Annotated in this window: 9 protein-coding genes; 6 read left to right on the plus strand and 3 right to left on the minus strand. The window is 66.8% G+C overall.

The window, feature by feature from the left end; all coding sequences use genetic code 11:
* Positions 1–40 precede the first annotated feature (40 nt).
* Together G4G00_RS20425 and G4G00_RS20430 are read right to left on the minus strand one after the other, a co-directional pair.
* Positions 41–3,064 (minus strand): TonB-dependent receptor, encoded by a 3,024-nt coding sequence (locus G4G00_RS20425; RefSeq protein WP_164276160.1) that lies wholly within the window; start codon positions 3,062–3,064, stop codon positions 41–43.
* A 42-nt stretch (positions 3,065–3,106) separates the two neighbouring features.
* Positions 3,107–4,582 carry a transglutaminase-like domain-containing protein gene (locus tag G4G00_RS20430; protein WP_164276163.1) on the minus strand — a complete coding sequence of 492 codons (1,476 nt, stop codon included), beginning with the start codon at positions 4,580–4,582 and terminating at the stop codon, positions 3,107–3,109.
* Positions 4,583–4,714: 132 nt separating this feature from the next.
* On the opposite strand from G4G00_RS20430, the gene G4G00_RS20435 reads away from it, so the two are divergent.
* The 6 genes from G4G00_RS20435 (at position 4,715) to G4G00_RS20460 (ending at position 11,192) form a co-directional block, all read left to right on the plus strand.
* On the plus strand, positions 4,715–6,148 hold the full coding sequence (locus G4G00_RS20435; RefSeq protein ID WP_164276166.1) for an SH3 domain-containing protein: 1,434 nt from the start codon (positions 4,715–4,717) through the stop codon (positions 6,146–6,148).
* The gene (locus tag G4G00_RS20440; protein WP_164276169.1) at positions 6,145–7,239 is read left to right on the plus strand and encodes a dipeptide epimerase; all 1,095 of its coding nucleotides are present in this window, start codon (positions 6,145–6,147) and stop codon (positions 7,237–7,239) included. Before G4G00_RS20435 ends, G4G00_RS20440 begins: the two co-directional genes overlap by 4 nt.
* Before the next feature lie 520 nt (positions 7,240–7,759).
* Complete coding sequence (locus G4G00_RS20445; protein ID WP_164276172.1) at positions 7,760–8,608, plus strand: MurR/RpiR family transcriptional regulator; 849 nt, start codon at positions 7,760–7,762, stop codon at positions 8,606–8,608.
* Positions 8,609–8,621: 13 nt separating this feature from the next.
* Positions 8,622–9,401 carry a hypothetical protein gene (locus tag G4G00_RS20450; RefSeq protein ID WP_240336196.1) on the plus strand — a complete coding sequence of 260 codons (780 nt, stop codon included), beginning with the start codon at positions 8,622–8,624 and terminating at the stop codon, positions 9,399–9,401.
* Positions 9,398–10,693 carry an amino acid permease gene (locus tag G4G00_RS20455; protein ID WP_108751955.1) on the plus strand — a complete coding sequence of 432 codons (1,296 nt, stop codon included), beginning with the start codon at positions 9,398–9,400 and terminating at the stop codon, positions 10,691–10,693. Before G4G00_RS20450 ends, G4G00_RS20455 begins: the two co-directional genes overlap by 4 nt.
* A gap of 178 nt (positions 10,694–10,871) precedes the next feature.
* Positions 10,872–11,192 (plus strand): hypothetical protein, encoded by a 321-nt coding sequence (locus tag G4G00_RS20460; protein WP_108751954.1) that lies wholly within the window; start codon positions 10,872–10,874, stop codon positions 11,190–11,192.
* A gap of 52 nt (positions 11,193–11,244) precedes the next feature.
* On the opposite strand, the gene yiaA is transcribed toward G4G00_RS20460, so the two are convergent.
* The gene (gene yiaA, locus G4G00_RS20465) at positions 11,245–11,697 is read right to left on the minus strand and encodes an inner membrane protein YiaA (protein WP_164276175.1); all 453 of its coding nucleotides are present in this window, start codon (positions 11,695–11,697) and stop codon (positions 11,245–11,247) included.
* Positions 11,698–11,711: the final 14 nt, after the last annotated feature.

Raw genomic sequence — 11,711 nt, forward strand, 5'->3', positions numbered from 1 at the left:
AGCAAGCTCGACGCTACCGGGCGCGCGCCGGCGGGGCGGCTCAGAAGTTCCACGTCACCACCAGCTGGGTGTAGCGCGGAGCCTGCCAGCGCGTGCCCGTGCCGAAGGTGGCTTCGCGGTACACGCCCGGCTGGGCTTCGTAGCGCTGGTGCACGTTGATGGTTTCCTGATTGTTGAACAGGTTGTACACCGACAGCCGCGCGCTCAGGTCGATGCCCTCCACCGGCAAGCGCCAGGTCACGTTGGCACCCAGCGTCCAGGTCCACGGCAGGCGGCCGAACGCACCGCGCGGGCTGTACTCGAACTGGCGCTGGTCATACGGCCCGGAACAGTTGGCCATGCACAGCCAGCCGGTGCCGCCGCCGCTGCCCTCGCTGGAGGTGCTGCCGCCGGCGATGCTGTCGTTGGGCCACATCACGCCATAGGCGGTGATCGGGCCACCGGACTGCACCTGCAGCGTGGTGCCGAACGACCACTGCTTGTTCAGCGCATACGCCGCGCGCAGCTTGAACTGGTGGCGGAAATCATTGAACAGCACGCCATAGCGTTCGTTGGTGGCCGGGTGGTCCCAGAACTGCACCATGCCGGTGTCGCCGTAGTTGGTGTCCGAATTCACCGGGCCTTCGAAGTTGCCTTCGCTCTTGGACCACAGGTACGAAGCGTTGAACAGCCACTTCTCGTCCCAGGCACGGTCGATCTGGAACTCCAGCCCCTTGTAGGTGCGCTTGGGCTTGGAATAGCCGATCACCTCGCCGCTGCCGCCCTTGCGGTAGCCGCTGTTGGCGGTATCGATGGTGATCCAGCCTTCCTGCGCGCAGCCAATGCTGGAATCGCCCCAGATCGTCAGCGATTCGCCGGGGTTGGCGATCGGCCACAGGGTGCTGGGGGTCGGCCCGCACGGGGTGTAGTTGATGCGGATGTCATCCAGTGCGCGGGTCATGCGCCGGTAGGTGGCGTTCACGCCCCACGACCAGGCCTGGTTGATCATGCTCTGGAAGCCCAGGATGTACTCGTCCTGGTAGACCGCCTTCAGGTCCTTGTCCACGCTCTGCCGCAGGTCGGCGCCGCCGGTGTTCATGCGCGTATCGGTCGGGCCGATCTGCTGGCCGATGATCGGCGCCATGTACGCCGAGCCGGTAGGCGAGGTCTGCTGCTGCCAGCCTTCCAGCACGTAGTAGCTGTATTCGTCGGTCAGGCCGCCGGCGAAGTTGACGTTGATGTTGTTGGTGACCGGCAGGTAGTAGCGGCCGGCGTTGCCGAACAGCTTGGTGCTGCCATCACCGCGCATGTCCCACGAGAAGCCCACGCGCGGCGCCACCAGGTCGTCCATCTTGATGAAGGCATTGCCCTGCGCGGTGCGGTTCTCGAAGCGGTCCCAGCGCACGCCCAGGTTCAGCATCAGGTTCGGGGTGACGTTCCAGATGTCTTCCAGGTAGAAGGCATTGGCTTCGGTTTCGAACTTGCCACCGGACTGACGGTTGCGTGCACGCAGCATCTCGGTCACGCCGGCCGGCACGTAGGCATTGGCGCCGTCCCATACCTCATCGCCGGGGCGCGCCACGTAGGCGGTATAGCTCAGCGCGGTGGGGCCGGGGTAGCGGGTGGACTGATCGGTGGTCATCAGTTCGCGGTCCACGCCGAAGCGCAGCAGGTGGTCGCCCAGTTGCCATTCAAAATCCAGGCGCGCCACATCGCGGGTGTCATCACGCTCGGCCACCGCGGTACCGGTGGGATGGCAGCCGGCGCGCAGGCCCTGCAGCTTGTACAGGCGGGTGCCGTAGGTGCTGTCGGTGAACACCGGGCTGCAGGCCTGGTCCAGCGACGAATTGGTGAACGCACGCTGGTTGTTCTGCCCCACCATGGCGCGGGCAGTGAAGTTCTGGCCGAAGTGGCCGGTATAGGTGGCCGACCAGTTCTTGCCACCGGTTTCGGTTACCGAATCGCCGCCCCAGGCGCCGATCTCGTCCTCGTCCCAGTCGTAGCCATAGGACGCGTTGGTCACGTCGCCTTCGTCGGAAAACGCCAGCAGGGCCAGGCTGTGGTTGTCGTTGATGTTCCAGTCCAGCTTGGCGCCCCAGAAGCCATTGCCGGAATCATTCTTGAACCACGTACTGCCATCGGACGAGGTGTTGTGGCCCTTGTCGCTGCGGTCTTCGTACATGGCGAACAGGAACAGCTTGTCCTTGATGATCGGGCCCGAGCCCCAGACGTTGGTCTTCAGGAACGAATTGTTGTCACGGCTGCCATAGGAATGCGCGCTGCCATCGCGGTGGAAGTGGTCGCCCGCGCTGGAGCGCCAGGCGCTGGGTTCGGCGGTCACTTCCACGCCGCCCTTGAATTCGTTGCTGCCCGAGCGGGTGACCGCATTGATGACACCGCCGGTGGAACGACCGAACTCCACCGAATAGCCACCGGTCTTGACCTGGAATTCGTTGAAGAACGCGAACGGCGCGGTGCTGAAGCCGCGCCGGGTGTACATGTCGGTCACGTTCAGGCCGTTGATGAACACCGCGTTTTCAGCCACCGACGAACCGGCGAAGGACAGCCCACCGAACGAGGAATTGCCGCCCACCACGCCCGGCGCCATCAGCGCCACCGCCGACAGGTCCTGCGCCACCGGCAGCCGCGAGATCTCCTGGCGGTTGATGTTGAACGAGGTTTCGGTGGAATAGACATCCACGCGGTTGACCACGCGCGTGCCGCGCACCTGCAATGCATCCAGGTTGGTCACGCCGCCACCGCTGGCCAGGTTCACCGTGGTGGTGCCGCCCACCGCCACGCTCACCGCCACCTGCTCGCCCAGGGTCTGCCCATCGCGGCTCAACTGCAGCTGGTAGTCGCCCACCGGCAGCTGGCCCAGGCGGTAGCTGCCATCGGCGCCCACCGTCACCGTGCGGGTCAGGCCGGTGCTGCTGCTGACCACGGTGATCTGGTCACCGGCACTGGCCCGGCCGGCCACCGCGCCGGTCACGTTCTGTGCGAATGCGATGCCCGGCGCGATCACGCCCAGACACGCGCCCAGGGCGACGCTCAACGCCGCCCGCTTGATGCTGTAAGCCTTCATCCCCTGCTCTCTCCTGCAAGAATTGAATGGTGTGGAATGGATCTAGCGGATGTCGCGCTGGGGTTGCCTGGCGGGCAGTACCTGCCACTGGAGGTCATAGCTCCACTGGTCGAAGTACAGGTTGCCGCCTGCCCACTCGGCCTCGCCGCGCTGCGAGTCGACCGTTTCCGAGCGGTAATGCTGTTTGGCCGGCACCAGGGGCTGGCCGAAATCATCGTTGAAGGCGATGCGGTAGCCGTCCTGGCCACCCAGGTAGAAGTCGCGCAGCGCAGGCACATCGCTGGCCAGCGCGCCGGTGGTCACGTCCATGGGCAGCCAGCCATACGGCGCCAGGTACACCTGCCCCCAATCGTGCAGGTTGTTGTAGCCGCTGCCATCGTCTGAAAACACCATGCCCGACTGCCAGCGCGCAGGAATGCCGTTCATGCGCAGCAGGGCGATCAGCAGCAGCGTCTGCTGGCCGCAGTCGGCATGGCCGGCGCGCAGCGCGTAATCGCTGATGTTGCTGAGCGTGGAGTACTCACGCGCACCGGCCCAGGGAATGCGATCGACCGCGGCGAACAGCCTGCGTACCACTTCATGCGGCCGCGTTTCGCCCTGCAGCACCTGGTCGGAGAACAGCTTCAGCGCCGGGGTGAACTGCACATGCGGCACCTGCTCGGCCAGGTACGGCTGCAGCGCGGGGTCGGCAGGCGTAGCCTGCACCCGCGCCGGATCGATGGCCGTATGCCGCGCGAAGATCGTCAGCGCGTAGCGGATTTCGAAGCGGGTCGGCTGCCCGGCCACGGCCTTGGTTTCCATGTACGCCGTGCGCTGCAGGCTGCTGGCCGGCGCTACCTGCGCGTTGGCTGGCGTGCTGCCCAGCCATTGCAGCTGTTCCTGCTGGCCGGCAATTTCGCGCGGGTACGGAATCCACGCGCGCACGGTTTCGCCGGCCGGCACCGCATCGGCCTTCACCGTCAGCGACTGGGTGAATGCAATGCGCTGCGGCAGCACCGAGGCATTGCCGGTGCGCGCGGCCGCAGCCAGCACCTGCTGGTGATGCGCGTTCAGCACTTCATTGGGGCCGGGCGCTGGCAGCGGGGCATCGGCACGGCGGCGCGCACGCGCTTCATCACTGAGCAGGAACAGATTCGACGGCGCGCGCTTGAAGTACCAGCGGGTACCGTCGATATCCAGGTGCTCAATCAGCCCGCGCTGGTCCCAGCGCGCGAATTCTTCGTCGGTCAGGTCGGGAATCCAACGGCGCACGGCCGCCTGTGCGGCATCGCGGTCCAGGCTGAAATCCAGACGGATGCGGCGCATGCGCTCGTCCTGGAACTGCAGTTCCGCCGTGCCGGGCGCTTGCGCGATCAACGCCCGCGCCTGCGCGAAGTGGCCGGCGTCGACGGCATCGATCACCTGCAACAGGCGGGCGCCAGACGACGGTACCGCCGCAGCCGCGCACGCCCACAGCAGCAGCGCGGCACCCAGGCCGGCGGCAACAGGCAGACGCGGTTTGCGAACGACGGATTCCACAGCGACACTTCCCCAGCGCGGGTGGTAACGGCTGTGTAACACGGGCGGCAGGGGTGGTCAATAATTTATTCTTGCTTTCGCTGTCGAAAGGAATAAATATTCCTACAGGCATTCGAGGAGGGTGTGCAGCGCATGATCCTGGCTTCCCGCAAACCGCGCCGTGGCACCTGGCGCCGCTGGTCCCTGGCCCTGTGCCTGCTGGCCACGCCGGTCTTCGCACAGGCCGCACCCGATCCCGGCGCAGCGCTGCCGTATGTGATCGGGCTGCACGAGGCCTACCTGACCCCGGACTACTGGGCCGCGCGGCTGGACAACGCCGATGCACCGATCCTGGACCGCGCGCAGATCCAGGCGCAGAACGCGCGCATGCGTGCGCAGGATGCCCACATCCAGGATATCGCCGCGCTGCCCGCGCAGCTTTCGGCGCAGCAGGTACGCGCCAGCATCACCGCCCTGTCGCAGTGGCCGACGCGTGCGCTGTACAACGACGCCGGCCAGGACATCGCCCCGGCCCAGCGCAGCGCGATCGAAGCCAACCTGGGCCTGCAGGGCGTGCCGGCGCAGGTCAGCCCGGCCTATGGTCTGGTGGTGAAGCGCGCCGCACTGCGTACCTTCCCCACCCGCCAACGCGTTTTCAGCAGCCGCGGCGATACCGATATCGATCGCTTCCAGGAATCGGCGCTGTTCCCTGGTGACAAGGTGGCCGTCGTGCACCGCAGTGCCGATGGCCGCTGGCTGTTCGTGCACAGCGAACGCTACAGCGCCTGGATCGAAGCCGAAGCCGTAGCCACCGGCGAGAAGGCCAGCGTGCTCGGCTATGCCACGCAGGGCCCGTACCGCATCGTGACCGGCGCGGTCGCCCATACCGCCTACACCCCGGAAGAACCGCGCGTATCGCGCCTGCAGCTGGACATGGGCGTGCGCCTGCCGGTGCTGGCCGACTGGCCGGCCGCCACCGCGGTGAACGGCCAGCAGGCGCATGCCGCGTGGGTGGTGCAGCTGCCGGTGCGCGAAGCCGACGGAAGCCTGAAGCTGGTGCCGGCCCTGCTGCCGCGCTCGCAGGACACCGCCGCCGACTACCTGCCGCTGACCCCGCGCCTGCTGCTGCAGCAGGCCTTCAAGTTCCTGGGCGAACGCTACGGCTGGGGCCACGACTACGACACCCGCGACTGCAGCGGCTTCGTTTCGGAAATCTACCGCAGCTTCGGCGTGCTGCTGCCGCGCAATACCAGCGCGCAGGCAGTCAGCCCAGCGCTGGACCGCCTGCCGTTCACCGACAAGGACAGCAAAGCCGTGCGCGACCGCGCCGTGGCCAACCTGCAGGTGGGCGACCTGGTCTACATTCCCGGCCACGTGATGATGGCCATCGGCCACGTCGACGGCCGCACCTGGGTCATCCACGATACCGCCGGCGGCAGCTGGTTCGGCGCCGACGGCAAGCGCGTGCAGGCCCATCTGAATGGTGTCTCGGTCACCCCGCTGGAGCCGATGATGGCCAGCGACACCGTCCGCTACATCGACCGCATCACCAACATCCAACGCCTGCGCACCAAGACCCCTGAATGAAGATCACCGCCATCGAACTGGGCATGCTGCGCGTGCCGCTGAAAACGCCGTTCAAGACCGCCCTGCGCACGGTGGAAACCGTGGAGGACGTGGTGGTGCTGGTGCGCACCGATACCGGCCACACCGGCTACGGTGAAGCACCGGCCACCGCGGTGATCACCGGCGATACCCACGGCTCGATCATCGAAGCGATCCGCCACTTCATCGCCCCGCGCCTGATCGGCCAGGACGTGGTCAACCTCAACTGCCTGTGCGGCCTGGTGCAGACCGCCATGGAGCGCAACACCAGCGCCAAGGCGGCAGTGGAAATCGCCCTGTACGACCTGTGGGCGCAGCTGCACGGCGCACCGCTGTACCAGATGCTGGGCGGCGGCGACCCGGTCATCACCACCGACATCACCATCAGCGTGGACTACATCGACAAGATGGTGGCCGATTCGCTGTCGGCCATCGATCGCGGTTTCGAATCGCTGAAGATCAAGGTGGGCAAGGACATCGGCCTGGACATCGAGCGGGTGAAGGCGATCCATACCGCCGTGCAGGGCCGCGCCCTGCTGCGCCTGGATGCCAACCAGGGCTGGACCGCCAAACAGGCGGTGCACGCGATGCGCACGCTGGAAGAGGCCGGCGTGGTGCTGGAACTGCTGGAACAGCCAGTGAAGGCCGCCGACATCAACGGCCTGAAGTACGTGACCGACCGGGTGAACACCCCGGTGATGGCCGATGAAAGTGTGTTCAGCCCCAGCCAGGTGATGGACCTGATCCAGCAGCGCGCGGCGGACATCATCAACATCAAGCTGATGAAGACCGGCGGCCTGTCCAACGCGATCCGCATTGCCGACATTGCCGGCATCTACGGCGTGCCGTGCATGATCGGCTGCATGATCGAATCGAGCATCAGCGTGGCCGCCGCCGTGCACCTGGCCGTGGCCAAGAGCGATGTGATCACCAAGGTCGACCTGGACGGCCCTTCGCTGGGCCAGTTCGACCCGGTCAGCGGCGGCGTGCATTTCAACGAATCGGAAATCAGCATTGCCGATGTCCCCGGGCTGGGCATCACCGAAGTGCGCGGGCTGGAGATGCTGGGTTGATTCATGCCTTGCGGCTGGATTGGCGTACAACTGACGCTGGGTCGGGCGTTACTTTTCTTTGCGCGCAAAGAAAAGTAACCAAAAGAAACGCTCCGCCGTCCGCGAGCCGACGTGCTGCGCACGCCGGTGCCCTGCGCTCCTCGGTCCGCCGAGGGACGGCGCGGAACTCGCTGCGCTCAGACACCCGCGCCTCTTCGCCCTCGCCGTACCTGCGGTGCTCGGCTCGCTACAAGGCGGATTCAAAATCCAACGCAACAGCCGCCAGTAGATCCACGCCATGCGTGGATGCTCTTACCTTTGCCTTTGCCCTACCCCATACCCCCTTCGCGGCTGGCACGCGCGCGATCTGTCCGGGGTCGGGCGGGTGGGGCTTGCAGGGGTGTCCGCGCCATGGATGGCGCGGCCAAGCCTCCATGGACGGATTCACGGCGTCCCCTGCAAGCCCCACCCGCCCGACCAACCCCATGACCCGCTCTACGCGACCCACCGCAACGCCTTTGATAACCCCCGGACGCCCCCCATGCCGCCCCTGCTGAAAATCCGCGCCGAGCGTGGGCAGATGTCGGCCATCGAACGCCGCATCGCCGATTTCATCCTGGACAACGCCCACCTGCTGCGCGATTACTCCTCGCAGCAGCTGGCCAGCGCGCTGGGCATCAGCCAATCCAGCGTGGTGAAGTTCAGCCAGAAGCTGGGCTTCAAGGGCTACCCGGACCTGAAGTATTCCATCGGCCAGGACGTGGCCCGCGCCGGCAGCACCGCGCCGCAGGCCCCGCATGAGCCCGAAGGCGGCGACGACTACCAGCGGCTGGACGACGCCCTGCAGCGCAGCAAGGCGCAGGCCGAGGAAGAAACCCGCGCGGCCAATCCACGCGAGGAAATCGAACGCATCGTGCAGATGCTCGATGGCGCGCCCAAGCTGTTCGTGTACGGGCTGGGCGACGACGGCCTGTACGCGCGCGAATTCGCCATGCGCCTTTCGCTGCTGGGCCTGCTGGTGGTGCCCCACACCGACCCGGTGCTGCTGCTGGCCAACCTGTCCGCCGCGCGGCCCGGCGATGTGCTGCTGGTGTTTTCCGAGTTCGGCCACCTGCCCCAGCTTTCGCACCTGTCGCGGCAGTTCCAGGACATGGGCGGCAAGGTCGTTTCGATCACCCGCCACACCGCCAACCCGCTGCGCGCGCACGCCGCTGCGTCGCTGGTGGTGTGCGCGCACGACCGCGCACCGCAGGTGGCGCAGCTGCTGTACCGTAGTGCCATGCACGCGCTGCTGGATTTCCTGTTCGTGCTGCTGTGCCATGCCAATCCGGATCGCCAGCGCCAGCTGGCGGTGAACCTGGAGCGGATCGACCACCTGTTGGATTCCTGACCGGAGTGCCTGCATGAACCGCTTGTTCCGTCGTGCCGTCAGCGTGGGTCTGTTGATCCTGCTGCCGCAGTTGCCCGCCGCCGCCCTCAGCCCGCTGCCGCCGCCCCTGGCGCACAGCAACCAGCTGGTGGTGGTGGTGACTGACGACTGGGATGCCACGCAGGGCAAGCTGCAGGCCTACACGCGCGGCGCCAAGGGTTGGCAGCCGCAGGGCCCGGCATTCGACGTGGCGATCGGGCGCAAGGGCAGCGCCTGGGGCCTGGGTCTGGCCGCCGCGCCGATCGACGGCCCGCAGAAGCAGGAAGGCGATGGCCGCAGCCCGGCCGGTGTCTTCGCCATCGGCAGTGCCTTCGGCTACGCGGCCAAGGCCAGCACCGGGCTGACCTATCTGCCCATGCAGCAAAGCAGCTACTGCATGGATGTACCGGCATCGCCGTACTACAACCAGGTGGTGGATGCGCGCGAGGTGGGTGCCGAGGCGGTGAAGGATTCCACCGAGCCGATGCGGCTGGACCTGCACAACAAGGGCGACGTGCGCTATCAACAGGGCTTCATCATTGCCCACAACGCCGGCAATGAACCCGGCCGCGGCAGTTGCATCTTCGCCCATCTGTGGCGCCAGCCCGCCGAAGCCACCGCCGGCTGCACCGCCATGACCGCCGCGCACATGCACACCCTGCTGGCCTGGCTGAAAGATGACGCGCAACCACGCTTCGTGCTGCTGCCGCGCGCGCAGTACCTGCATTACCAGGACCGCTGGCAGCTGCCCGCACTGACGGGGGCACTGCGTTGAGCGCACAGGACGAACCGCAGCTGCAGCGCGCGGTCAGCCGCTGGCAGATCGTCGGGCTGTCGATCAACGATGTGATCGGCAGCGGCATCTACCTGCTGCCGGCGGCCACGGTCGCCCTGCTCGGCCCCTTCAGCCTGTGGGGTGTGGTCGCCGCCGGCATCGTGGTGGCCCTGCTGGTGCTGTGCTACGCGCAGGCCGCCAGCTATTTCGATGAGCCCGGTGGCAGTTACCTGTACGCGCGCGAAGCCTTCGGCCGTTTCGCCGGCTTCGAGATCGGCTGGATGATCTGGCTGACCCGCATCAGTTCCGCCGCCGCACTCAGCAATGCGCTGGCCGATGCCGTGGCGCGCTTCTGGCCGTGGGCCGGTGCCGGCGTCGGCCGGCTTGCGGTCATCGTGCTGTCGCTGGGCTTCCTGACCGGGGTGAACATCATCGGCGTGCGCTCGGCCGCGCGCACCGGCATCGTGCTGGTGATCGGCAAGATGCTGCCGCTGCTGCTGTTCGTGGCCATCGGCGCGTTCTACATCGATCCGCAGCTGGCCTTCTCCGGCCAGCGCCCGGATCCGCACGACCTGCAACGCATGGGCGAAGCTGCCCTGCTGCTGCTGTACGCCTATGCCGGGTTCGAGAACATTCCGGCCGCCGCCGGTGAATACCGCAACCCACGCCGCGATATTCCCTTCGCGCTGATCACCATGATCGTCACCGTCACCGTGATCTACGGCGCGGTGCAGCTGGTCGCGCAGGGCACCCTGGCCGGCCTGGCCAGTTCGGCCACGCCGCTGGCCGATGCGGCCGCCGGCTTCGGTGGCGAGGCGCTGGCCCTGATCCTGACCGTGGGCGCCACCATTTCCATCCTGGGCACCAACAGCAACACCATGATGATGGGCCCGCGCTTCCTGTTCGCCCTGGCCCGCGATGGCTACGGGCCGAAGGTGCTGGCGCAGGTGCATCCGCGCTTCCGCACGCCGGCGGCCGCCATCCTGTGCCAGGGCGTGATTGCGCTGGGCCTGGCGCTGTCCGGTTCGTTCGTACAGTTGGCCCTGCTGTCGATGACCACGCGCCTGTTCGCCTACATCGGCACGGCGGCGGCGGTGCTGGTGCTGGCCAAGCGCTTCGCCGACCGGCCCGGCGCGTTGAAGCTGCCCGGAGGCCCGCTGATTCCGGTGCTGGCGCTGCTGCTGTGCGTGGCGCTGTTCATCAGCGCCAGCTGGCAGAACATCGCCGCCGCGCTGATCGCCTTCGCCATCGGCGCGGTGATCTACAAGCTGCCGCGCAAACCCGACATGTAGAGTCGAGCCATGCTCGACTGGCATTTCTGTAGAGTCGAGCCATGCTCGACTGGATTTAACGGCCGTCGAGCATGGCTCGACGCTACAGAAGAGGGATACCTGCCCTTCACGCAACCGGCCCGGGCTGTTAACCGCCGCCCGGGCACGATCAGGCTTCGTCCACCACGGAGCCCGAGCGATGAGCCCCGACTATCAGATTCCCGGCCGCGTGCCGGAAGACAGCACCCCGCGCCAAGCCGTTTCCGACTATTGGCGCGACCGTTACACGGCCGAGCCGTACTACGACGAAAGCCTGTACTTCGACGACTATGAACCGGCGTATCAGCTGGGCCATTCCGCGCGTGCTCAGGACATCATCCGCGCCTACGAGGAAGTGGAGCGCGAACTGGAAGGCCGCTGGGCGCAGGAACGCGGCAAGAGTCGGCTGGAATGGGCGCAGGCGCGCAACGCCGTGCGCCGTGGCTGGGAAGAATCCGAGCGCGTGCCGCGCAACCGCTGAACACGGCTGCGCATCGGTGGCGCCGGGTAGGCTCGGCGCCACCGCTCATCCGTCATTCCTGTTCCGGCAGCGGCGGAATCGCCGTTCCCCGCGGTGCGTTGCCCCCACCTGCGGCAATCAGGTCGCGGGTATTCTTCTGCACCGCCACCGCACCAAACAGCGACAGCGCGAAGGCCATGCCGTAGAAGCCCTTCTCGCTCAGCGCCAGGGTGGCGTTCCACAAGCCCACCAGCAACAGCAGCAGCGCCGACAGCAGCGCAAACCAGCACAGCGCGTAGTACAGCCCGCTCACCGGGATGCCTTCCACCCGGTCGCGCACGCTCTTCTGCAGGGAAACGGCGGCAAACAGGCCGAACAGCAGCAGGGTCAGGTAGTAGCCTTTCTCGTTCAGCGCCATCTGTGCGTTGAACAGGCCGATCAGGTAGGCCACCGCCCCCAGCAGCAGGGCCACCCACGAGGCGGCGATGAAGGCGGGGGACGGTCGTGCGGTAACGGGGGTGTGCATTGCAGATCCTTGCA

Source organism: Stenotrophomonas sp. B1-1 (assembly GCF_010894375.1).
Lineage (GTDB): Bacteria > Pseudomonadota > Gammaproteobacteria > Xanthomonadales > Xanthomonadaceae > Stenotrophomonas.

What these genes read in the sequence shown, in the direction of transcription:
- G4G00_RS20425 (WP_164276160.1), bottom strand. Translation starts at nt 3,064, where the DNA reads ATGAAGGCTTACAGCATCAAGCGGGCGGCGTTGAGCGTCGCCCTGGGC.
- G4G00_RS20435 (WP_164276166.1), top strand. Translation starts at nt 4,715, where the DNA reads ATGATCCTGGCTTCCCGCAAACCGCGCCGTGGCACCTGGCGCCGCTGG.
- G4G00_RS20440 (WP_164276169.1), top strand. Translation starts at nt 6,145, where the DNA reads ATGAAGATCACCGCCATCGAACTGGGCATGCTGCGCGTGCCGCTGAAA.
- G4G00_RS20445 (WP_164276172.1), top strand. Translation starts at nt 7,760, where the DNA reads ATGCCGCCCCTGCTGAAAATCCGCGCCGAGCGTGGGCAGATGTCGGCC.
- G4G00_RS20450 (WP_240336196.1), top strand. Translation starts at nt 8,622, where the DNA reads ATGAACCGCTTGTTCCGTCGTGCCGTCAGCGTGGGTCTGTTGATCCTG.
- G4G00_RS20460 (WP_108751954.1), top strand. Translation starts at nt 10,872, where the DNA reads ATGAGCCCCGACTATCAGATTCCCGGCCGCGTGCCGGAAGACAGCACC.
- yiaA (WP_164276175.1), bottom strand. Translation starts at nt 11,697, where the DNA reads ATGCACACCCCCGTTACCGCACGACCGTCCCCCGCCTTCATCGCCGCC.